Here is a 22,371-nt window from a genome sequence, read left to right as displayed (position 1 = left end):
ATCAAGAACCGATCTTGTGGACCCGGACGGTGTTCGTCGAGCCGGGGGTCCCGGCCGGGGTGCCCGCCACGATGACGACGAGGTCGCCCGGCTCCGCCAGGTGGTGCTCCTGCATGGTCTTGTCGACCAGCTGGAACATCTGGTCGGTGTGGTCCACGTGCTCGACCAGGTAGGAGTCGGTGCCCCAGGACAGCGCCATCTGGTTGCGGACGCTCTCGATGGGGGTGAGCCCGTAGATCGGGCGGTTCGGCTTGAGGCGGGCCAGGCGCTTGACGGTGTCACCGGTCTGGGTGAACGCGACGAGGGCCTTCGCGCCGATCGCGTCGGCGATGTCGGCGGCGGCGTGGGTCACCGCGCCGGACTTGGTCTTCGGGTCGTGCAGCAGCTCGCGCAGGCCGATGGGGCCGCACTCGGTGGTCTCCACGATCTTGGCCATGGTGCGGACGGTGCCGATCGGGTACTTGCCGACCGAGGTCTCACCGGAGAGCATCACGGCGTCGGTGCCGTCGAGGACGGCGTTGGCGACGTCGGAGACCTCGGCGCGGGTGGGCCGGGCGTTCTCGATCATCGAGTCGAGCATCTGGGTCGCCACGATGACGGGCTTCGCGTTCTCGCGGCAGAGGCGCACGATCTCCTTCTGCACGATCGGGACCTCGTCGAGGGGCATCTCGACGCCCAGGTCGCCGCGGGCGACCATGACGCCGTCGAAGGCCCGGACGATCTCCTCGAGGCGCGCGACGGCCTCGGGCTTCTCGACCTTGGCGATGATCGGGCGGCGCACGCCGACCTCGTCCATCACCTTGTGGCCCAGGCGGACGTCGTCGGGGCTGCGCACGAACGACATCGCGATGAGGTCGACGCCGAGGTTCAGCGCGAACTTCATGTCGGAGATGTCCTTCTCCGACAGCGCCGGGACCGAGATGTTCACGTTCGGCAGCGACAGGCCCTTGTTGTTGGAGACCGGGCCGCCCTCGACGACGAGGCACTCGACGTCGGTGTCGTCGGCGCTGAGCACTTCGAGCGCCAGCTTGCCGTCGTCGACCAGGAGGCGGTCGCCCTTGGTGACCTCGGCCGGCAGCTTCTTGTAAGTGCAGGAGACGCGGTCGTGGGTGCCCTCGACGTCCTCCGAGGTGATCCGGATGCGGTCGCCCGCGTCCCACTGCTCGGAGCCGTTGGCGAAGGTGCCCAGGCGGATCTTGGGGCCCTGCATGTCGGCGAGGATCGCGACGGGCTTGCCGGCGGCGTCGGCGGCCTCGCGGACCATCTGGTAGACGGCCTCGTGGTCGGACTGGGCGCCATGGGAGAAGTTCATGCGGGCGACGTTCATGCCGGCGTCGATCAGGCCGGCCATACGCTCGGGCGTGGCCGTTGCAGGCCCGATGGTGCAGACGATTTTTGCTCTACGAGTCACCCTGCGAGCTTATATCGGACGCCTACTCGCACTCGCAGGGTCTCCGCAGTTGAGAGGTGGAATTCACCGCTGCCGGAATGCAATACGAGCATAGGCGGAATTGAGCGCAGCTCGCCACGGCGACGCTTGCGAGCCGTGCCGAAAAGCACAGATTCACTGCGCTCAATTCCGCCTATTCGCACTTACGCGACGAGTGCCTGTGCGTTCGATTCGACCGGCGCCGGAAGCGCGGTCTGCCCGCCGAGGAACTTGTGCGCGGCCGCGGCCGCGGCGCGGCCCTCGGCGATCGCCCACACGATGAGCGAGGCGCCGCGGTGCGCGTCGCCCGCGACGAACACGCCGGGCGCGTCCGTCTGCCAGTCCTCGCCGCAGTCGATCACGTTGCGGCGCGAGCGCTCGATCCCGAACTGCCGCAGCAGCGGCTGGTCCTCGGTGCCCGCGAAGCCGATGGCCAGCAGGACGAGGTCGGCGGGGACGACCTGCTCGGTGCCCTCGACCGGGATGATGTCGCGGCGGCCCTGGGACTTGTCGACCCGGACCTCGCTGAAGCGCATCTGGCGCACGTGCCCGTGCTCGTCGCCGACGAACTCCGCGGCCGCGGACGCGTAGTTGCGCTCCCCGCCCTCTTCATGCGCCGGGTAGTTGCGCACGATGACCGGCCAGGTCGGCCACGGGTCGCGGCCGGCGTCGCGGATCTCGGGCGGGGTCGGGTACAGGTCGAGCTGGCGCACCGAGGCCGCGCCCTGCCGGTGGGCCACGCCCAGGCAGTCCGCGCCGGTGTCGCCGCCGCCGATGATGACGACGTGCTTGCCCTTGGCGTCGATCGGGGCGAACGGGGCCTTGCCCGCGACCACCTGGTTGGCGCCCACGAGGTGCTCCATCGCCTGGTGGATGCCGGCGAGCTCGCGGCCCGGCTGCTCGGTCTCGCGCCCTTCGAGCGCGCCCACGGCCAGGATCACCGCGTCGTGGCGTTCGCGCAGGTCCTCGGCGGTGATGTCCACGCCGACGTTGACGTTGCACGCGAACTCGACGCCCTCGGCCGCCATCTGCTCGACGCGGCGGTCGATCTGGTGCTTCTCCAGCTTGAAGTCCGGGATGCCGTAGCGCAGCAGGCCGCCGGGGGCGTCGTCGCGCTCGTAGACCGTGACCGCGTGGCCCGCGCGGGCCAGCTGCTGGGCCGCGGCCAGGCCCGCCGGGCCCGAGCCGACCACCGCGACGGACTTGCCGCTGGAGCCCTCGGCCGGCTGCGGCCGGACGTTCGCGTCGTCGAACGCGCGGTCGATGATCTCGACCTCGATGTTCTTGATGGTCACCGGGTCGTCCCCGATGCCCAGCACGCACGCCGCCTCGCACGGGGCGGGGCAGAGCCGCCCGGTGAACTCCGGGAAGTTGTTCGTCGCGTGCAGCTGCTCGATCGCCGCGCCCCACCGGCCCGTGCGGGCCAGGTCGTTCCACTCGGGAATCCGGTTCCCCAGCGGGCAGCCGTTGTGGCAGAACGGGATGCCGCAGTCCATGCAGCGCGAGGCCTGCGCCGTCACCAGTTCCTTGGTGGCGCGGGTGTACACCTCGCGGTTGTCGAGGATGCGCACCGGCACGGGGCGCTTCTTCGGCACCGCGCGGCCGTGCTCGAGGAATCCGCTCGGATCAGGCATTGGCGGCCTCCTTCTCGGTCAGGACGAGCGTGCGGGTCGTGATCGTGTCAATGGCTTGACGGGCGAGGACGGCCTTGTACTCGCGGGGGATGACCTTCGTGAAGCCGCTCGCGGCCCGCGGCCACTCGGCCAGCAGGTCCGCGGCCACGGTGGAGCCGGTGGCCCGGCCGTGGCGCAGCAGCAGCGAGTGGACCAGGTCGATGTCGGAGGCCGACAGCGGGTCCAGGTCCGCCAGCGCGGTGTTGGTGCGGGACTCGTCCAGGCGCCACACGTAGGCGACGCCGCCGGACATGCCCGCGGCGAAGTTGCGGCCGGTGGGTCCGAGGACGAGGACGGTGCCGCCGGTCATGTACTCGCAGCCGTGGTCGCCCACGCCTTCGACGACGGCGACCGCGCCGGAGTTGCGGACGGCGAAGCGCTCGCCGACCTTGCCGCGGATGAAGACCTCGCCGGAGGTCGCTCCATAGAGGAGCGTGTTGCCGGCGATGACGTTCTCCTCGGCCTTGAACGGGGCTCCGGCGTCGGGGGTGAGCACGAGGCGCCCGCCCGAGAGGCCCTTGCCGACGTAGTCGTTGGCGTCGCCCACGAGCTTGAAGCTCGCGCCGCGGGTGAGGAACGCGCCGAAGGACTGCCCGGCGGTGCCGCGGAAGGTGAGGTTCACCGTGTCGTCGGCGAGGCCTTCGCGGTGCGCGCGGGAGACCGCGGCGCCGAGGAGGGCGCCGACGGAGCGGTCGGTGTTGCGGATCTCGAGCTCGGCCGTGACCCGCTCGCCCTGCTCGATGGCGGGGCGGGCGATGTCGACGATGCGGGCGCCGAGCGTCGACTCGACGCCGTGGTCCTGGACGGTGGCCTGCGTGCGCGGGCCCGCGACCGGGGCGGCGATGACGTTCGACAGGTCCACACGGGAGGCCTTGCGGCCGGGTCCGGGGATCTGCTTGAGGCGCTCGACCGCGCCGATCGCCTCGTCGAGGGACCGGTAGCCGAGTGCGGCGAGGAGCTCGCGGACCTCTTCGGCGATGTAGCGGAAGAAGTTCTCGACGAATTCGGGTTCGCCGGTGTAGCGCTCGCGCAGGCGCGGGTCCTGGGTGGCGACACCGACGGGACACGTGTCGAGGTGGCAGACGCGCATCATGACGCAGCCGGTGACGACGAGCGGGGCCGTGGCGAAGCCGTAGCCCTCGGCGCCGAGGAGGGCGGCGACGACGACGTCGCGGCCGGTCTTCATGGCGCCGTCCACTTCGAGCTTGACGCGGTCGCGCAGGCCGTTGCGGATGAGGGTCTGCTGGGCCTCGGCGAGGCCGATCTCCCACGGGGTGCCCGCGTGCTTGATCGAGTTGGACGGGGAGGCGCCGGTGCCGCCGTCGTAGCCGGAGATGAGGATGGTGTCCGCTTTGGCCTTGGAGACGCCGGCGGCGACGGTGCCGACGCCGGTCTCGGAGACGAGCTTCACGTGGACCTCGGCGTCGCCGCCGCCGGCGTGCTTGAGGTCGTGGATGAGCTGGGCGAGGTCCTCGATGGAGTAGATGTCGTGGTGCGGGGGCGGGCTGATGAGGCCCACGCCGGGCGTGGCGTTGCGGGTCTCGGCGATCCACGGGTGGACCTTGTAGCCGGGCAGCTGGCCGCCTTCGCCGGGCTTGGCGCCCTGGGCCATCTTGATCTGGATGGCGTCGGCGGTGGCGAGGTACTCGGAGGTGACGCCGAAGCGGCCGGAGGCGACCTGCTTGATGGCGCTGCGCCGCAGCGGGTCGTAGAGGCGGTCGACGTCTTCGCCGCCTTCACCGGAGTTGGAGCGTCCGCCGAGGCGGTTCATGGCGATCGCGAGGGTCTCGTGGGACTCCGCAGAGAGCGCGCCGTAGGACATCGCGCCGGTGTGGAAGCGCTTGACGATCGACGCGACCGGCTCGACCTCGTCCAGCGGGACGGCCTCGCGGGCGTCGTCGAAGCCGAGCATGCCGCGCAGCAGACCGGAGTCGGCGGCGATGGCGTTGACCTTCTCGGTGTAGCGCTTGAACACGTCGTACTGGCCCGAGCGGGTGGCGTGCTGGAGGAGGAACACCGTTTCAGGGTTGAACAGGTGCACCTCGCCTTCGCGGCGCCACTGGAAGTCGCCGCCCGGGGGCAGCGGCTCGGACGTCTCGATCCTGCGCTCGTAGGCGGCGCGGTGGCGTTCGGCGACCTCTTTGGCGAGGGTCTGGAGGCCGATGCCGCCGATCGCGGAGTCGGTGCCGGTGAAGTACCGGTCGACGAAGTCCGCGTCGAGGCCGACGGCCTCGAAGATCTGCGCTCCGGTGTAGGAGGCGACGGTGGAGATGCCGATCTTCGACATCACCTTGAGCACGCCGCTGCACAGGCCCTTGATGTAGTTCTCGACGGCCTGGGCCGGGTCGAGGTCGACGACGCCTTCGGCGCACAGCTCTTCGATGGAGTCGAAGGCGAGGTACGGGTTGATGGCGGCGGCGCCGTAGCCGAGGAGCACCGCGGCGTGGTGCACGGTGCGGCAGTCGCCGGTCTCGACCAGGAGCGCCACCTTGGTGCGGGTCTGCTCGCGCACGAGGTGCTGGTGCACGGCGGCGGTGAGCAGGAGCGACGGGATCGGCGCGAGGTCGGCGGTGGAGTCGCGGTCGGAGAGCACGAGGATGCGCACGCCGTCCTCGATGGCCTCGGAGACGTGGCGGCAGATCTCGACCAGGCGGTCCTTGAGGCCGCGCGAGCCGTGGCGGGCCTTGTAGACGCCGGAGACGCGCACGGCTTTGAAGCCGGGCATGTCGCCGTCCTCGTCGATGTGGAGGATCTTCGCGAGCTCCTCGTTGCCGAGGATCGGGCGGGCGAGCTCGATCTGGCGGCACGAGTGCGGGCCGGGCTCGAGCAGGTTGCCCTCGGGGCCGACGGTGGTGCCGAGCGCGGTGACGAGCTTCTCGCGGATGGCGTCCAGCGGCGGGTTGGTGACCTGCGCGAACAGCTGCGTGAAGTAGTCGAACAGGAGCTTGGGCCGCTTGGAGAGGCCCGCGATGGGCGTGTCCGTACCCATGGAGACGAGCGGCTCTTCGCCCTTGGACGCCATGGGCGCCAGGATGAGTCGCAGCTCCTCGTCGGTGTAGCCGAAGGTGAGCTGGCGGCGGCGCACGGACTCGGGGTCGTGCGCGACGGGCTCGCGTTCGGGCAGTTCTTCGAGGCGGATGAGCCCGGCGTGGAGCCAGTCCCCGTACGGGTGCTCCTTGGCGAGGGCGTCCTTCACCTCTTCGTCGTCGAGGATGCGGCCGGCGCCGGTGTCGACGAGGAACATGCGGCCCGGCTCGAGGCGGCCCTTCTGGGCGACCTTGGAGGGCTCGATGTCGACCACGCCGGACTCGGAGGCGAGCACGACGAGGTCGTCGGTGGTGCGCCACCAGCGGGCGGGGCGCAGGCCGTTGCGGTCGAGGACCGCGCCGATCTGGACGCCGTCGGTGAAGCAGACCGCGGCGGGGCCGTCCCACGGCTCCATGATCGAGGCGTGGTAGCGGTAGAAGTCGCGGCGCTTGGGGTCCATGGTCGCGTTGTGCTCCCAGGCCTCCGGCATCATCATGAGCATCGCGTGGGGCAGGCTGCGCCCGCCCAGGTGCAGGAGCTCGACGACCTCGTCGAAGTTCAGGGAGTCCGAGCCGCCCGGGGTGTTGATCGGGAAGAGGCGGCGCAGGCGGCCGGGCAGGGCCTCGGTGGCGAGCTCGGCCTGGCGCGCGGTCATCCAGTTGCGGTTGCCGCGGATGGTGTTGATCTCGCCGTTGTGCGCGACCATCCGGAACGGGTGGGCGAGCGGCCAGGACGGGAACGTGTTGGTGGAGAACCGGGAGTGGACGAGCGCGATGGCGCTCTGGAGGCGCTCGTCGGCCAGCTCGGGGTAGAACTGCGGGACCTGCGCGGGCGTGAGCATGCCCTTGTACACGATGGTGCGGGCCGAGAGGCCGACGATCGCGGAGCCGTCGAGGTGGCGTTCGCGCAGTTCGCGCTCGGCCTGCTTGCGCACGGCGTACGCGAGGCGGTCGAGGTCGAGTCCGGCGGCGGCCCCGTCCTCGGCGGCGAGGAAGACCTGGGAGACGCGCGGCTTGGAGGCCAGGGCGGCGGCGCCGAGGCCGGAGGCGTCGGTGGGCACGTCGCGCCAGCCGAGGACCGTGCAGCCTTCGGCGACGGCGTACTTCTCCACGATCGCGCGGGCGCGCGCGGTCGCGTCGTCGTCTTCGGGAGTGAAGACCAGGCCGGCGGCGTAGTGCCCGGCCGCGGGGAGGCTGAAGCCGACCACGGCGCGGTAGTAGGCGTCGGGGATCTGCAGCATGATGCCCGCGCCGTCGCCCGAATCGGGGTCGGGGGCGGTCGCACCGCGGTGCTCCATGCGCACGAGCGCGGAGAGACCCTGCTCGATGACGCTATGGGCCGGCCTGCCTTGCATGTCCGCGACGAACGCGACACCGCAGGCGTCGTGTTCCCAAGCGGGGCGGTAAAGACCGGGCTCTGAGTTCAGGGCAGAACGCAACCGTGGCCTCCTTCGTCGTCGAGGGCTCCAGCAGCAGGTGGGGGCGCGGAGCACTACGGTGTTTCATACGGGACGACGTCGGCCCGAGAGAATGCAAAGTGTCAGACGAGTGTAATGCATCGCTCATCTGATGGACACCATCGTCCTACGATCCGAGCAGGTCGAGCGGTTTTTCTCACGTGTACGGCCGGAACCGCGCAACCGCTTCGTAATGGGCGCGTAACGCCTTCGCGCACGCGGGGCAGGCGGCGCGAACCGGTGGCGGCCGGTCGTTAGAGTGAACCGATATTTCGCGCGGTGCCCATCCCCCGCGCAGGGACACCCCTTCCACAGTACGTTCGCAAGGAGCAATGCACCAATGAGCTATCCCCCGCCCCCTGGCTACGGACAGCAGCCGCAGCAGCCGGGCTACCCGCCGCAGCAGCCGGGCGGGTACGCCCCCCCGCCGGCGCAGCAGCCCTACGGCCAGCCGTCCCAGCCTGGTTACGGCGCGCCGCAGCAGCCCTACGGCCAGCCGTCCCAGCCCGGTTACCCGCCCCAGCAGCCGGGCAACCCTTACGGCCCGCCCCCGCTGCCGCCCGGCGCGGGCGGCGGAGGCGGCTTCGGCAACTTCGCCAAGGAGACCGGCAAGGGCCTCCTGTGGAAGATCATTCCCGCGGTCCTGGCCGTCATCGGCCTCGGCATCTACTTCCTCGTCCGGCTCGCCGGCGCCGACGGCGACGCGGGCCAGGCGCTCCAGGACATGGGCGACGACGACACCTCGGCGGGCGTCGCTCAGGGCGACTGCCTCTCGTCGTGGGAGTTCTCGTTCGCGACCTCCGCGGACCCCCTCGCGGACCTCAAGGTCGAGTGCGACTCCGCTGACGCCCTCTGGTCGGTCACCTCGGTGCACGAGGACGTCGACGACATCCGCGCCGACGGCAGCGGCTACGCCGAAGACCTCGCCCCGATCACCGCGATCTGCGGCGAGGAGGTCCTCAGCTACCAGTTCGGCCAGACCTGGAAGGACTTCAACTACGTCGTCGACTCCACCGGCGGCATGCTCGACTACCTGATCTGCGTCGAGTCGCTCGACAAGCCCGACTCGACCGGCAGCACCCCGCGCATGCCCGACGTCGGCGAGTGCTTCAACGAGCCCATCAGCGGCTGGTACGTCACGGACTGCGCCTCGGCCTCCTACGAGGTCACCAAGACCATTCCGATCGACCCGCCCGCCGCGATGACCGAGGACGAGATCCTCGCCCAGCTCGACGGCCAGTGCGGCGCCGAGGACTACTACTGGACGCTGTACCAGGTCACGGACCCGACGGCCACCACGGCCACCGGCACCGAGCCCGTCACCGGCATCCTCTGCGGCGCTTACTCGTACTAGCCTCACCCGGTCGATTCGCGTTCGGCGAAAGGGCCGCCCCCGATCGGGGGCGGCCCTTTCGCCGTGCACCCTCGTCGAACGCTTGCGGAGATGTAAGTGAGCAGTGCGTCGCAAGCGAGCAATATGATGGAACCCAAGCGCATCCCTGACGCTCGAGCCCGGCCACGCGACGGAGAACCCCATGACCTACCCCCCGCCGAACCCCTACGACCCCAACCAGTCGCCTGGATACGGCCAGCCCTCGCCCGCACCCCAGCACTACACGACCGACGCCGACCCGTACTCCCGCCCCGACCCGTACGGTCCCGGCGCCGGCTACCAGACCGCCCCGAGCCACCCCGGCAGCGCCCCGCCCGGGCAGCCCTACTCCCCCGGTCCCGCGTACCCGCAGACCGCCGGCTACCAGCAGCCCCCGGTGGGCCCGCCCGGAGGCGCGTTCCAGCCCGGCCAGGCCGCGCCCCCGCCGCCCGGCGGGAACTCGAACACCCCGCTCATCATCACCCTCGTCGTGGTCGTCATCGCCGTCATCGGCGGCGGGATCATGCTGGGCCTCAGCATGAGCGGCGACGACGACCCCGATCCGACCGAGCCCTCCACCTCCGCCGCGGCGGAGACGAGCGAAGCGGTCGAGGAGACCAGCGCCGCCGAGCCGACCGAGGAGGCGACCACCGAGGGCGAATCGGTCTACCGCGCTCCGGCCGAAGGCGAGTGCATCGAGAACAACCCCGCAGGTTTCTACGTCGTCGACTGCGACTCCGACCTGGCCTACTGGGAGGTCCTGCGGGTCGTCCACAGCCCCGAGGACCCCGAACCGACCGACCCGGCCCACTCGGTCGCCGCCACCGACGCCTGCGAGGGCAGCGGCAACACCAACTACTACTACGTGGACACCGCGCTCACGGCCGGCCGCGACTGGGACCCCGAGCTCGACTCGATCACCGCGGTCTACTGCGTGAAGGAGGTCTAGGGCCGCAGCCGGTCTCGACCGGCGCGCCCTCCTGCGGGTTACGATCGGACCATGTCCGTCACCGCGACCGAACTCGACCGGTTCGAGGCCTCCAGGCCCCGCCTGGAGGCCATCGCCTACCGCCTCCTCGGTTCGGCGGGCGAGGCCGAGGACGCCGTCCAGGAGGCCTTCCTGCGCTGGCAGGCGGCCGAGCGCGACCGCATCGAGGTGCCCGAGGCGTGGCTGACGAAGGTGCTCACCAACCTGTGCCTCAACCAGCTCACCTCCGCGCGGGCGCGGCGGGAGACCTATGTGGGCGAATGGCTGCCGGAGCCGCTGTTCGCGGGCGACCCGATGCTCGGCCCGGCCGACACCGCCGAGCAGCGCGAATCGGTGTCCTACGCGGTGCTCACCCTCATGGAGCGGCTGACTCCGGTGGAGCGCGGCGTGTACGTGCTGCGCGAGGCGTTCGACTACCCGCACCGCGAGATCGCCGAGTTCCTGGACCTCACCGAGGCGGCGAGCCAGCAGATCTTCCACCGCGCCAAGAAGCACCTCGCGGACGGCAGGTCCCGCAAGCAGATCGACGAGGCGGACGCCCGCCGGATCGTCGAGGAGTTCCTGGCCGCCGCCACGGGCGGCTCGGTCGCGCCGCTGGTGCGGCTGCTCACCGAGGACGCCACGGCGATCGGCGACGGCGGCGGGAAGATCCCCGCCCGCACCAAGCCGTTCCAGGGCGCGACCGCGGTCGCGAAGTTCCTGTGGGGCCTGTTCCGGCCCGCCCAGGCCAAGCGCACCCTGCTCGGCGGCTCCCCGGAGGTCTACGCCTGGACCGCCAACGGGGAGCCCGCGGCGGTCGCGGTCCTCGACGGCCGGGTCGTCGGCGTCATGTGCATCGAAGTGGGCGCGGACGGCATCCTCGCGTTCCGCAACCAGGTCAACCCGGACAAGCTCGAGCGCGCGACGGCGCAGTGGGCCCTGCTCGACCACGGCGAGCCGCTCGTGGTGGCCGCCTTCTAACCCCGTGTGAAGCACTTCACCGCCGACTCCTGTCAGGAATCGCGGGGCCGCCCGGTTCAAGTGGCGAACCCGAACCAGACAGGAGCACGCCATGTTCCATGGCCAGAAGCACAACATGCAGCACCGCATCCTCGTCCTCGGCGCCGGCTACACCGGGGCCACCGCCGCCGGCCGCCTCGCCCGCCGACTGCACCCCGAGGACGTCGCCATCACCCTCGTCAACGCCGAGCCCGACTTCGTGGAGCGGGTCCGCATGCACCAGGTCGCCGCCGGCCAGGACCTCAAGGTGCGCCCGCTCGCGGACATGCTGGCGGGCACCGGCGTCGAGCTGCGCCTCGCGAAGGTGACCGCGGTGGACGCCGACCGCAAGACCGTCGCCGTCACCGACGCGGACGGCGCTGCCGAGCTCGAGTACGACACCCTCGTCTACGCGCTCGGCAGCGCCTGGAACGACATGGGCGTCCCCGGCACCGCCGAGCACGCCTACGAGATCGCGAGCCGCCCCGGCGCCCTGAGACTCCGGGAGCGCTTGGCCCGCATGGACGCCGGGCAGCGCGTCGTCATCGTCGGCGGCGGCCTCACCGGTGTGGAAGCGGTCACCGAGATCGCCGAGGCCCGGCCCGACCTGGACGTGTCGATCGCCGTCCGCGGCGGCTTCGGCGACTGGCTCTCGCCCAAGGGCCGCGAGCACCTGCGCGCCGTCGCGGCAAAGCTCGGCATCACCGTCCACGAGCACGCGGCCGTCACGGCGGTCCGCGCCGACGCGGTCGTGACCGAGACCGCGACCATCCCGGCCGCGGTCACCGTGTGGACCACCGGCTTCGCGGTCCACCCGATCGCCGCAGCGACCACTATGGAGGTCACGGACCGGGGCCAGATCGTCGTGGACGGCGACATGCGGTCGGTCTCGCACCCCGACGTGTACGCCGTCGGCGACGCGGGCTTCGCCATGGGCGACACCGGCAAGCCCCTGCGCATGTCATGCGCCTCGGGCATCCCGATGGCCTGGATCGCCGCCGACGCGATCGCGGCCCGCCTCACCGGCGGCAAGCGCGGCAGAGTGCCGCTCGCCTATGCGCAGCAGTGCATCTCGTTGGGCCGCAGGGAGGGCCTGATCCAGTTCGTCACCGCCGACGACCGCGCCAAGAGCACCTCGCTGCGCGGCCGCACCGCCGCGCTCTACAAGGAGTTCATCTGCAAGGGCGCGGCCTGGGGCACGGCCCACCCGACGATCGGACTCCCGGTGCGCCGCAAGCACCTCGCCGAGACCGCAACTGCAGACGAAACGACCGTGAACGCGATCGCCTAGAGCGCCAACGACGTCACCTCTGCCACGGCGACGCGCGGTGGAGGTGACGTCCGCCAACACCATCGGAGTGCCTATGGATGCCGCCGCTGCGGACAGGTTCGAGGCCTGCAGGCCGCGGCTGACCGCGATCGCGTACCGGCTGCTCGGGTCGGCGGCCGATGCCGAGGACGCCGTGCAGGACGCATTCCTGCGCTGGCAGGGAGCCGACCGAGCAGGCATCGAGGTGCCGGAGGCGTGGCTGACGACGACCCTGGCGAACCTGTGCATGGACCGGCTCGGCTCGGCGCGGGTCCGGCGGGAGCGGTCGTTCGAGCGGTTGCCCGAACCCGTCTTCAACGGCGACCCGGTACTCGGTCCCGCCGAGACCGCCCAGCAGCGCGAGTCCGTGTCACTGGCGATGCTGCGGCTCATGGAGCGGCTGACGCCGACCGAACGGGCCGTGTACGTGCTGCGCGAGGCATTCGGCTACGCGCACAAGGAGATCGCCGAGATGATCGGTGTCTCCGAGGCCGCGAGCCAGCAGCATTTCCACCGTGCGAAGGCGCGCATGTCCGGGGCGCCGAGGCTCGCGGCCGACCGGGACGACGCGCGCCGCATGGTCGAGGCCTTCCTGGAGGCCGCCGCGACCGGCCGCACCGAGCCGCTGGTGGCGCTGCTGGCCGACGACGCGACCGCGGTCTCCGACACCGCCGGGCTGCTCGCCGAGCCGATCCGGCACGTGGGCGCGGCGGCGGTCGCGGCGTACCTGCGGGCCGCGTACAAGCCGACGCCCGCCAAGCACCGGCTCCTCGGCGGCGCGCCCGCCGTCTATGCGGCGCTCGTCGACGGCGCTCCGGCGGCCGTCGCAGTCCTCGACGGCCGCGTCGTCGGCGTCATGACCATCGCGCACGGCGACGACGGCAGGATCACCGCCCTTCGCAGCTACGCCGCGCCCGACCGCCTGGCACGCCTGACCGAGCAGTGGCAGGAGCAGCCGCACAGCGAGCCGCTGATCAACGCCTGGTGAAACCCCGTTGTGAGGCCGGTCTCGATCGGACCCCGGCTGTCAGGAACCGGCCCTCCCACTTCGTCAAGTCGCATCACCGACCACGGAGAGGAAGCACCGACATGCCGCACCGCATCGTCATCCTGGGAGCCGGGTACGCCGGCATGACCGCCGCACGCAGACTCGGAACCCTGCTGCGAGGCGAGGACGCCGAGATCGTCCTGGTCAACGAACGGACCGATTTCGTCGAACGCCTGCGCCTGCATCAAGTCGCCGCCGGGCAGGACCTGCCCCGCTACGAGCTGGCCGACCTGCTGCGCGGGACCGGCGTGCGGCTCCACTGCGCGCGGGTCGAAGCGGTGGACGCCGGGAACCGCACCGTCGTCGCCGACGGCGAGCGCATCGGGTACGACTCGCTCGTCCTCGCCCTGGGCAGCGCGGGCGTGCCGCTGCCGGGCGGTGCGGAGGCCTGGAGCGCCGCCTCCCCCGCCGCCGCGATGCGGTTGCGCGGCAGGCTCGCCCGCGCGGTGGAAGGCGAACGGGTCCTCGTGGTCGGCGGCGGCCTGACCGGTCTGGAGGTCGCCGCGGAGGTCGCCGAAGCGCGGCCGGACCTGTCCGTCGCGCTGGCCACCTCGGGTGCGCTCGGGGACCGGCTCGTCCCGGGGGCGCGGGCGCACCTGCGCCGAGGGTTCGCCGCACTCGGTGTCGAAGTGCGCGAAGGCGTCCGAGTCCGGCGGCTCGTCGAAGCGGGCGCGGTCGCCGAGGACGGGACGTCGCTCGGGGCCGACATCGTGATCGGCGCGACCGGGTTCGCGCCGCATCCGATCGCGGCGCACGCCGGCCTGGAGGTGGACGCGCGGGGGCAGGTGGTCGTGGACGCGGCGATGCGCTCGGTCTCGCACCGCGAGGTCTTCGCGATCGGCGACACGGCCTTCGCGGCGGGGCCCGGCGGGCGGCCCCTGCGGATGTCGTGCTCGTCGGGGATGCCGACGGGCTGGCTGGCCGCCGGGCACCTCGCCGCCGCGGTCGCCGGGCGGCGTCCGCCTGCGCTGCGGGTGCGGTACTTCCACCAGGCGATCAGCCTCGGCCGCCGGAACGCGGTCGTGCAGTTCGTGACGGCCGACGACCGGCCCAGGCGCGGCTATCTGACCGGCGCGGCCGCCGCGCGCTACAAGGAGGCGCTGTGCCGGATCGCGGTGTGGAGCTTCGCCCGCGACCTGCCCGCGGGCAGGCCAGGCCGGGTCGCCGTGGCAGCGTAGGCGACGGGGCCGGGCCGGCGACCGGCACGGCCTCGTCGTCACTCGCTAGGCGGAAACGATGCGCGGGTGGAGGTCCTCGGCCGGGGGCTCCCAGGTGTCGACGTCCACAGTGGTCTGCTCGCCCGAGCGGATGTCCTTGATCTGGGTGCCCTCCTCGTTCCTGAAGAGCACGAACGGGATGCCGCGCTTGTCGGCGAACTTGATCTGCTTGCCGAACTTCGCGGCCGAGGGCGAGACCTGGGTCGGGACGCCGCGGGCGCGCAGGCGCTGGGCCAGCGCGTTCGCGGCGGGGCGCTCGTCCTCGTTGGCCAGCGCGACCAGGACGCAGGTGGGCACCTCGCGGGTCGCGTCGAGCGCGCCGGTCTGGAGCAGCGGGACCAGCAGGCGCGAGACGCCGATGGAAAGGCCCACACCGGGATAGGTGTGCTTGCCGTCGGAGGCGAGCTTGTCGTAGCGCCCGCCCGAGCAGACCGAGCCGAGGTGCTCCTGGCCTTCGATGAAGACCTCGTACACGGTGCCCGTGTAGTAGTCGAGGCCGCGTGCGATCTTCATGTCCGCGACGACGAAGCCGGGGGCCTCCGCGGCGACGGCCGAGACGACGGCGGCGAGTTCGGTCAGGCCCTCTTCGAGGAGCGGGTCGCTGACGCCCATCGCGCGGATCTCCTCCACGAACGAGGTGTCCGCGGTGCTGATCGAGGCGAGCTTGAGGCAGGCCTCGGCCTGCTCGGGGGTCGCGTCAACGGTGTCGATGAGGAGCTTGGCGACCGCGTCGTGCCCGATCTTGTCGAGCTTGTCGATGATCCGCAGCGCCTCTTCGGTGTCGCTGATGCCGAGGCCCTGGTAGAAGCCCTGGGAGAGCTTGCGGTTGTTGACGTGCATGCGCAGCTTCGGCAGCGGCAGCCCGCGAAGCGCGTCGGCGACGACGAGGGCGACCTCGACCTCGTAGTGCGCGGGCAGTTCGCCGAGGTCGACGATGTCGATGTCGGCCTGCCAGAACTCGCGGTAGCGCCCGCTCTGGGGGCGCTCGCCGCGCCAGACCGGCTGGATCTGGTAGCGGCGGAACGGGAAGTTGAGCTTCCCGGCGTTCTCCAGGACGTAGCGGGCGAAGGGCACCGTCAGGTCGAAGTGCAGGCCGAGTGCGTCGTCGCCGGTGGTCGCGGTGTCGTCGGCCTGGAGGCGGCGCAGCACGTACACCTCTTTGGAGGTCTCGCCCTTGCGCAGCAGCTGGTCCATGGGTTCGACGGCGCGGGTCTGGAGGTTGGCGAAGCCGTGGAGTTCGAAGGCGCGGCGGAGGTGGTCGACGACCTGCTGCTCGACGATCCGCTGCCGGGGCAGCAGTTCGGGGAACCCCGAGAGCGGCTGGGGTCGTGACATGGCGGTCTCCTAGCGTTGTCCGGTGAAGGCGTTGTTCAGTGGAGCGGAATGCGCGCGCGAGGGCGCGGCTAATGGTCGAGCTGCGCCGCGCGCTTGAGGTACGGGTTGCGGGCGCGTTCGGCCGCGATGGTGGTGCTGGGGCCGTGCCCGGGGAGGACGATCGTCGTGTCGTCGAGCGGGAGGACCTTGTCGCGCAGGGTCTGCTGCATGGCCGCGTCGCTGCCGCCGGGCAGGTCGGTGCGGCCGATCGCGCCGCGGAAGAGGACGTCGCCGGTGATCGTGTAGCGGCCTTCGTCGTCGCCGGTGTGGAACATGGCCGAGCCGGCGGTGTGGCCGGGGGCGTGGTCGACGGTGAAGCGCATCCCGGCGAGGTCGAAGACGCCGCCGTCGGCGAGGGCCTGCACGTCGTCGGGTTCGGTCCATTCGAGGCCGGTGCCCACGAGCGACATCATGTTGGCGCTGAAGCCCTGGGCGGGGTCGGCGAGGAGGTGGCGGTCCGCGGTGTGGATGTAGGCGGGGATGTCGCTCGCGCCGCACACCGGGGTCACGGAGAAGGTGTGGTCGAGGTGCCCGTGGGTGAGGACCACGGCGACGGGCTTGAGGCCGCGCTCGGCCAGCAGGTCCTCCAGGCGGGGCGCGATGCCGATGCCGGGGTCGACGACCACGCACTCGGATCCGGGACCGGCCGACAGCACATAGCAGTTCGTGCCGAACGCATCCGCCACCAGCGTCTCGATGAGCAACCGCTCCCCCTCCCTTCGCCGGGTCAGGATACACCGGGCATCCTGCGGTGACGCGTCTGACGTGACCCGGCTAAACTGCGGAACTCGTAACCCCTGAAACGGGCGGTGTGCGTACTTACGGTTCGCAGGCATCGCCGAGACCGGTCATACGTAGGAGGCCAGGTGCCCGCCAAGTCCAAGCACATGGAGCAGCGCAAGCAGCGCATCGCGAACGCGAAGAAGAACGCGCGCCTCGCGACCAAGCTGCGCCGCCGCCGGCAGTTGCAGGCGCTGGGCGGACTCCTCGCGATCGCCGCGGTGCTGACCCTCGCCTACCTGTGGCAGTCGGGGTTCTTCGAGGACGAGGAGCCCGCGGCCGAGGAGACCCCCACCTCCGAGGTCACCGACGCCCCGGTCGACCCGAGCGCGTCGGTGGACCCGACCGCGAGCACCGAGCCGTCCGAAGCCCCTTCCGAGAGCCCCTCCGAAACGACCGAGTAAGTACCCCCGTACGCGCGACGAAGGAGATCGACGGTGGCGTCGAAACAAGCCCAGCGCCTGGCCGCCCGCCAGCAGTTGCAGCAGCGCATGTCCGTCAAGGCCGAGGAAGAGGCCCGCAGGCGGACCGTCGCGTGGAGCGTCGGCGGCGTGGCCGCCCTCGTCGCCCTGGCGCTGGCCGCCTGGGGCGCCGTCGCCGTGTTCGGCGGTGACGGCAACGACGGCGGCGGTTCGCCCGACGCCGACATCGCGGCGCTCCTGGACGACGCCGAGGCCGCCTCGACCCGCTGCGCCGGCGTCGAGCCCAGCGGTGAGGGAGCCCTGGGCACCCCCACTGAGGGCGTCACGGACGGGCAGCCCGCCCAGGACGTCTACCTCGAGTGCGTGCAGATGAGCACGCCCGACGGCTCCGCGACCGAGGACTGCATGTACACCTCGGCGGACGGCACCAGCCCGACCCCGGCGGGGACCGAGCCCGCCGCGGGCAAGCAGGAGATGACGATCGTGACCAACCTGGGCACGATCACCGCTGACATCGACACCGCGGAAGCCCCGTGCACCGCCGGGTCCTTCACGCACCTCGCCCAGGCGGGGTACTTCGACGGCCAGCAGTGCCACCGCCTGGTCATCGACGGCATCTGGGTCCTCCAGTGCGGCGACCCCGACGCGCGCGCCGCGATCGAGGCCGGCACCCCCGAGATGGCGGGCCAGGGCTCCCCGGGCTACTCGTACGGTGAGGAGAACCTGCCGGTCGAGGCCGCGGGCAACTACCCGGCCGGGACCATCGCGATGGCGAACGCCGGCCCCGGCACCACGGGCAGCCAGTTCTTCATCGTGTACAAGGACACGCAGCTTCCGGCCGACTACACCATCCTGGGCCAGGTGACCGCCGGCCTCGACATCGTCGAGCAGGTGGCCGCCGCCGGCGCCATGGAGGTGACCGTTCCGGGCATGTAGCACGCCGGGCGGGTCTCACTCCGGGCATCGGCGGCCGATCACACCACCCGGCGCGGCTAGGATGGAGCTCGAGGCTTTGTTGATCATTTGCGAAGTCGTCGAACCGTGCTGACACCGAGGAGGCGTGCGTGGTGACCGAGCGAGCCGCGTCCGGCAAGTCCGCTGACGCCGCGCCCACCTCGGGCGGCCCGATCGGGCCCCCGACCGGGCGGCGGATGCGGGCCCGGCTGGCGCGCTTCAACGCGCCCTGGCAGTCCGCGCAGCTCCCCGAGGTCCTCGAGCCGCTGGTGGCCGCCCACCGGGCCGCGCACCCGCGCGCCGACGTGCGGCTGCTCCAGCAGGCGTACACGCGGGCCGAGGAGCTGCACAACGGGCAGTTCCGCAAGTCCGGCGACCCGTACATCACGCACCCGCTCGCGGTGTCCTCGATCCTGGCCGAACTGGGCATGGACACGAACACGCTGGTGGCCGCGCTGCTGCACGACACGGTGGAGGACACCGACTACCGGCTCGAGGAGCTGTCGGAGGAGTTCGGCGGCGAGGTCGCGCTGCTCGTCGACGGCGTCACCAAGCTCGACAAGGTGAAGCTCGGCGACGCGGCGAAGGCCGAGACGATCCGCAAGATGGTCGTGGCGATGGCCAAGGACCCGCGGGTGCTCGTCATCAAGCTCGCCGACCGCCTGCACAACATGCGGACCCTGACGTTCCTGCCGCCCGAGAAGCAGGAGCAGAAGGCCCGCGAGACGCTCGAGATCCTCGCCCCGCTCGCCCACCGCCTGGGCATGAACACCATCAAGTGGGAGCTGGAGGACCTCTCCTTCGCGACGCTGTACAAGAAGCGGTACTCCGAGATCGCGCGCCTGGTCTCGGAGCACTCCCCGCAGCGGGAGATGCTGCTGCAGCAGGTCATCGCGCAGGTCAAGGACCACCTGAAGAACTCGCGCATCAAGGCCGAGGTCTCGGGCAGGCCGAAGCACCTGTACTCGATCTACCAGAAGATGATCGTTCGCGGCCGCGACTTCAACGACATCTACGACCTGGTGGGCCTGCGCATCCTCGTCGAGAGCGAACGGGACTGCTACGCGGCCCTCGGTGTGATCCACGCGAACTGGCAGCCGGTGCCGGGACGCTTCAAGGACTACATCGCGATGCCGAAGTTCAACATGTACCAGTCGCTGCACACCACGGTGATCGGTCCGAACGGCAAGCCCGTGGAGATCCAGATCCGCACGTGGGCGATGCACCGCACCGCCGAGTACGGCATCGCCGCGCACTGGAAGTACAAGGAGACCAAGAACTCCACTGTGGCCGGTCCCCCGGCGCACATCGACGACATGGCCTGGCTGCGCCAGCTCCTGGACTGGCAGCGCGAGGCCGCCGACCCGTCCGAGTTCCTGGACGCGCTCCGCTTCGACCTGGCCTCCTCCGAGGCGTACGTGTTCACGCCCAAGGGCGACGTGGTCGCCCTCCCGGCGGGCTCGACCCCGGTCGACTTCGCGTACGCCGTGCACACCGAGGTCGGCAACCGCTGCATCGGCGCGCAGGTCAACGGCAAGATCGTGCCGCTGGAGTCGACCCTGTCGAACGGCGACGTGGTCGAGGTCTTCACCTCGAACTCCGAGAACGCCTCCCCGAGCGAGGACTGGCTGGGCTTCGTCAAGAGCCCGCGCGCCCGCACCAAGATCAAGCAGCACTTCAAGCGCGAGCGCCGCGAAGAGGCGATCGAGCTGGGCAAGGACGAGCTGACGCGGGCCATGCGCAAGCGCCGGCTCCCGCTGCAGCGCATGCTCACCCACGACAACCTCACGTCGCTCGCGAAGGACCTCAACCTCAAGGACGTCGAGGCGCTGTACGCGGCCCTGGGCGAGCACCACGTCTCGCCCACGCAGGTCGTGCAGCGGCTCCTGGACGTCCAGGGCGGGGCCGAGGGCGCCGCCGAGGACATGGCCGAGGCCACCGCGCCCACGCAGCCGGCCCGGATCGTGCCCGAGGCGCACGGCGACATCCACGCCGCCGTCACCGTGGCGGGCATGGAGGAGGGCGAGATGCCGGTGCGCCTCGCCCACTGCTGCAACCCGATCCCGGGCGACCCGATCATCGGCTTCGCCACCCGCTACCACGTGATCTCCGTGCACCGCAGGGACTGCGAGAACGCCGAGGAGCGCATCGAGCTGCAGCCCGACCGGGTGCTCGAGGTGCACTGGTCCCATGAGGACGACCAGGCGACGTTCGTCGCGACCGTGCAGGTCGAGGCGCTCGACCGGCACCGGCTGCTCGCGGACGTCTCGCAGGTCCTCTCGGGCGAGCGGGTCTCGATCCTCTCGGCCACGGTGACCACGACGCGCGACCGGGTCGCCTTGTCGCGCTTCACGTTCGAGATGGCCAACCCGGAGCACCTCGACCACATCATCAAGGTGATCCGCAAGGTCGACGGCGTGTACGACGCGTACCGCCTCACCGGCTCCGAACGCTCCTGAGCGCGCTTCGGGACCGAGCGGTAGGTTGAGGCCGTTCACGTATCGACCCCAACGGAAAGCGTTGACATGACAGAGCTCTCGGCCTTCGCCGGTGACGACCTCGACCTGCTCCTCGACACCCCGGGCGTGGTCATGAAGGGCGCGATCGTCGCCGACGGCCACAAGAACGCCCTCGTGTTCCTCAAAGAGGTGACCGCCGGCGCCAAGGAGTTCCGTGCCGCGCAGCGCCACGAGAACGCCTTCGTGAAGGCCGTCGCCACCAAGCTGCGCGAACGCGGCACCGACCCCGCCGAGGACGACCGCGAGCTGCCGTTCGACGACGAGGCGATGACCCAGGCGCTCAAGCAGGCCGAGGACGCCACCGCGCTCCTGCGGGAGCGGGCCGACGCGGACGACGCCGAGGCGTACGCCGACTGGCTCCTGCGGATCGCCACCGTGATCGCCGAGTCCGTGAAGACCAAGGAGGGCGGCTTCTTCAGCAAGAAGGTCGCGATCTCCGAAGGCGAGCGGGTCTTCCTCGAGCAGCTCGCGCAGGCGCTCGGCCGCTAGCGCGCGGGCACCGGCTCGTCCCAGTCGATGGTGTGGCCGTACTGCCACGCCGTCTTCTCCGGAGTCGTGAAGCGCGCCATGAAGAACGGCATGAGCGCGTCCCTGAAGCGGGCCGCGACCGGACCGGCGGCCTTCGACTGGTTCGTGCGCGCCGCCGCAGCGATGACCCGCTCCACCCGGCCCCTGCGGGCCCGCTCGTAGGCCGCGAACGCCTGCGGCACGGGCAGGTCGCGCAGGCACCGCGCCAACTCCACCGCCGATTCGGCCGCGAGGCTCGCGCCCTGGCCCGAGGAGGGCGAGGTGGCGTGCGCGGCGTCGCCGATGAGCACCATCCGGCCCTTCGACCAGACCGGCACGTGCGGCAGGTCCTCAAGGGGCGACGCCGGGATGAACGCCTCGGGCGTCACATGGTCGAGGATCCGGAGCGCCGCGCTCCGGTCGTCCGCGAACAGCGCGCGCATCAACGCGATCCACTCTTCGAAGGTGGTGCCCTGCAACCGCTCCCGGGTGAAGGACTTGTACGGCAGGTTCGCGAACCAGCCGACGCGCTCGCCGTCCGACACGTGCCCGAAGAACGCCCTGCGGCCGAAGACCATGTGGAACGACCCTCCGGTGTCGCTGACGCCGAGCGGCGCGTCGTCGAACCCGCCCAGGCCGATGAGGCCCGTGTAGCGCGGCTTCGGCGAGGCGGGGTCGATGAGCCCCCGCACCGTCGAGCGGATGCCGTCGCAGCCGATCAGGAGGTCCGCCTCGTGGGTGGTGTGGTCGTCGAACTGGGCGATGACGCTGCGCCCGGTGTCCACGGCGTCCACGAACCGCTTGCCGTGCACGAACGGAATCCCGGCCGCCGCCGCGTGCGCTTGCAGCAGTTCGGACATCCGCCCGCGCGGCAGGGTCGTGTTGGCCGGGAGGCCGGGGGCCGACTCGATCGTGCCGAGGACCTTGCCCGACCCGGAGTGGATCGTCATCCGAGGCGTGGGGATGCCCTCCCCGGCCAGGACCTGGTCCGCGCCGACCACGCGCAGGGCGCTCAGGCCGTTGGAGGCGAGTGTGAGGGGCCCTCCGCGCGAGCCCGACCCGGGATGGTGAGCCTCGAACACGGTGGCTTCGATACCGGCCTTGAGCAGGGCCAGCGCGGCCACGGGACCGGCCACGCCGCCGCCGATGACGATCGCGGTGCGGGCCCGCCCGGTGCGTTCCATGTCGTTCATGGGCCGACCGTACGGCGCATGCGGCCCGCGCCGCGTCATCCTCCGGTAGCGTTCGGGCATCGACCTGGGATGTATCGCGAATCCCGGCGAGCCGCCTCAACCGCCCCTATAGTGAAACCGACTCA

Annotated in this window: 16 protein-coding genes; 10 read left to right on the top strand and 6 right to left on the bottom strand. The window is 71.2% G+C overall.

Annotated elements, in window-relative coordinates:
• Position 1: 1 nt before the first annotated feature.
• From pyk to gltB, 3 genes are all read right to left on the bottom strand, one after another.
• Positions 2–1,411 (bottom strand): pyruvate kinase, encoded by a 1,410-nt coding sequence (gene pyk / locus AB0I03_RS16845; RefSeq protein WP_360413319.1) that lies wholly within the window; start codon positions 1,409–1,411, stop codon positions 2–4.
• A 182-nt stretch (positions 1,412–1,593) separates the two neighbouring features.
• Positions 1,594–3,063 (bottom strand): glutamate synthase subunit beta, encoded by a 1,470-nt coding sequence (locus tag AB0I03_RS16840; RefSeq protein WP_360413317.1) that lies wholly within the window; start codon positions 3,061–3,063, stop codon positions 1,594–1,596.
• Positions 3,056–7,567, bottom strand: a complete 4,512-nt coding sequence (gltB, locus tag AB0I03_RS16835; RefSeq protein WP_360413314.1) for a glutamate synthase large subunit — start codon at positions 7,565–7,567, stop codon at positions 3,056–3,058. Before gltB ends, AB0I03_RS16840 begins: the two co-directional genes overlap by 8 nt.
• A gap of 358 nt (positions 7,568–7,925) precedes the next feature.
• On the opposite strand from gltB, the gene AB0I03_RS16830 reads away from it, so the two are divergent.
• The 6 genes from AB0I03_RS16830 (at position 7,926) to AB0I03_RS16805 (ending at position 14,458) form a co-directional block, all read left to right on the top strand.
• Positions 7,926–8,939 (top strand): hypothetical protein, encoded by a 1,014-nt coding sequence (locus AB0I03_RS16830; RefSeq protein WP_360413311.1) that lies wholly within the window; start codon positions 7,926–7,928, stop codon positions 8,937–8,939.
• A gap of 181 nt (positions 8,940–9,120) precedes the next feature.
• Positions 9,121–9,906, top strand: a complete 786-nt coding sequence (locus tag AB0I03_RS16825) for a hypothetical protein (protein ID WP_360413308.1) — start codon at positions 9,121–9,123, stop codon at positions 9,904–9,906.
• 51 nt (positions 9,907–9,957) lie between these two features.
• Positions 9,958–10,905: an RNA polymerase sigma factor SigJ gene (gene sigJ / locus AB0I03_RS16820; RefSeq protein WP_360413305.1), complete on the top strand. Its 948-nt coding sequence runs from the start codon at positions 9,958–9,960 to the stop codon at positions 10,903–10,905.
• Positions 10,906–11,020: 115 nt separating this feature from the next.
• Positions 11,021–12,214 (top strand): FAD-dependent oxidoreductase, encoded by a 1,194-nt coding sequence (locus AB0I03_RS16815; RefSeq protein WP_360413895.1) that lies wholly within the window; start codon positions 11,021–11,023, stop codon positions 12,212–12,214.
• Between the two features lie 73 nt (positions 12,215–12,287).
• Positions 12,288–13,220: a sigma-70 family RNA polymerase sigma factor gene (locus tag AB0I03_RS16810; RefSeq protein ID WP_360413302.1), complete on the top strand. Its 933-nt coding sequence runs from the start codon at positions 12,288–12,290 to the stop codon at positions 13,218–13,220.
• Positions 13,221–13,321: 101 nt separating this feature from the next.
• Positions 13,322–14,458, top strand: a complete 1,137-nt coding sequence (locus AB0I03_RS16805; protein WP_360413299.1) for an FAD-dependent oxidoreductase — start codon at positions 13,322–13,324, stop codon at positions 14,456–14,458.
• A 45-nt stretch (positions 14,459–14,503) separates the two neighbouring features.
• On the opposite strand, the gene hisS is transcribed toward AB0I03_RS16805, so the two are convergent.
• Together hisS and AB0I03_RS16795 are read right to left on the bottom strand one after the other, a co-directional pair.
• Positions 14,504–15,832 (bottom strand): histidine--tRNA ligase, encoded by a 1,329-nt coding sequence (gene hisS, locus AB0I03_RS16800; RefSeq protein ID WP_360413296.1) that lies wholly within the window; start codon positions 15,830–15,832, stop codon positions 14,504–14,506.
• Between the two features lie 68 nt (positions 15,833–15,900).
• The gene (locus AB0I03_RS16795; protein WP_360413293.1) at positions 15,901–16,575 is read right to left on the bottom strand and encodes an MBL fold metallo-hydrolase; all 675 of its coding nucleotides are present in this window, start codon (positions 16,573–16,575) and stop codon (positions 15,901–15,903) included.
• Positions 16,576–16,737: 162 nt separating this feature from the next.
• Between AB0I03_RS16795 and AB0I03_RS16790 the strand changes: the two genes are divergently transcribed.
• The 4 genes from AB0I03_RS16790 (at position 16,738) to AB0I03_RS16775 (ending at position 21,035) form a co-directional block, all read left to right on the top strand.
• The gene (locus AB0I03_RS16790; RefSeq protein ID WP_360413290.1) at positions 16,738–17,055 is read left to right on the top strand and encodes a hypothetical protein; all 318 of its coding nucleotides are present in this window, start codon (positions 16,738–16,740) and stop codon (positions 17,053–17,055) included.
• 33 nt (positions 17,056–17,088) lie between these two features.
• Positions 17,089–18,009: a peptidylprolyl isomerase gene (locus tag AB0I03_RS16785; protein WP_360413287.1), complete on the top strand. Its 921-nt coding sequence runs from the start codon at positions 17,089–17,091 to the stop codon at positions 18,007–18,009.
• 128 nt (positions 18,010–18,137) lie between these two features.
• Positions 18,138–20,486 (top strand): bifunctional (p)ppGpp synthetase/guanosine-3',5'-bis(diphosphate) 3'-pyrophosphohydrolase, encoded by a 2,349-nt coding sequence (locus tag AB0I03_RS16780; RefSeq protein WP_360413284.1) that lies wholly within the window; start codon positions 18,138–18,140, stop codon positions 20,484–20,486.
• 66 nt (positions 20,487–20,552) lie between these two features.
• Positions 20,553–21,035, top strand: a complete 483-nt coding sequence (locus AB0I03_RS16775; RefSeq protein WP_360413281.1) for a hypothetical protein — start codon at positions 20,553–20,555, stop codon at positions 21,033–21,035.
• On the opposite strand, the gene AB0I03_RS16770 is transcribed toward AB0I03_RS16775, so the two are convergent.
• Positions 21,032–22,246 (bottom strand): FAD-dependent monooxygenase, encoded by a 1,215-nt coding sequence (locus AB0I03_RS16770; RefSeq protein ID WP_360413278.1) that lies wholly within the window; start codon positions 22,244–22,246, stop codon positions 21,032–21,034. The genes AB0I03_RS16775 and AB0I03_RS16770 overlap by 4 nt on opposite strands.
• Positions 22,247–22,371 lie beyond the last annotated feature (125 nt).

Origin of the sequence: Glycomyces sp. NPDC021274, assembly GCF_040641195.1 — a bacterium.
In the GTDB taxonomy this organism is placed as follows: Bacteria; Actinomycetota; Actinomycetes; order Mycobacteriales; family Micromonosporaceae; genus Glycomyces.
Note: the sequence above shows the minus strand (reverse complement) of the source record. Positions and strands in the feature narration are given on the sequence as shown.

Bases quoted from the DNA above. Each gene is read 5' to 3' on its own strand.
- AB0I03_RS16840 (WP_360413317.1), bottom strand. From the start codon at position 3,063: ATGCCTGATCCGAGCGGATTCCTCGAGCACGGCCGCGCGGTGCCGAAG.
- AB0I03_RS16830 (WP_360413311.1), top strand. From the start codon at position 7,926: ATGAGCTATCCCCCGCCCCCTGGCTACGGACAGCAGCCGCAGCAGCCG.
- AB0I03_RS16825 (WP_360413308.1), top strand. From the start codon at position 9,121: ATGACCTACCCCCCGCCGAACCCCTACGACCCCAACCAGTCGCCTGGA.
- sigJ (WP_360413305.1), top strand. From the start codon at position 9,958: ATGTCCGTCACCGCGACCGAACTCGACCGGTTCGAGGCCTCCAGGCCC.
- AB0I03_RS16815 (WP_360413895.1), top strand. From the start codon at position 11,021: ATGCAGCACCGCATCCTCGTCCTCGGCGCCGGCTACACCGGGGCCACC.
- AB0I03_RS16810 (WP_360413302.1), top strand. From the start codon at position 12,288: ATGGATGCCGCCGCTGCGGACAGGTTCGAGGCCTGCAGGCCGCGGCTG.
- AB0I03_RS16805 (WP_360413299.1), top strand. From the start codon at position 13,322: ATGCCGCACCGCATCGTCATCCTGGGAGCCGGGTACGCCGGCATGACC.
- hisS (WP_360413296.1), bottom strand. From the start codon at position 15,832: ATGTCACGACCCCAGCCGCTCTCGGGGTTCCCCGAACTGCTGCCCCGG.
- AB0I03_RS16775 (WP_360413281.1), top strand. From the start codon at position 20,553: ATGACAGAGCTCTCGGCCTTCGCCGGTGACGACCTCGACCTGCTCCTC.
- AB0I03_RS16770 (WP_360413278.1), bottom strand. From the start codon at position 22,246: ATGAACGACATGGAACGCACCGGGCGGGCCCGCACCGCGATCGTCATC.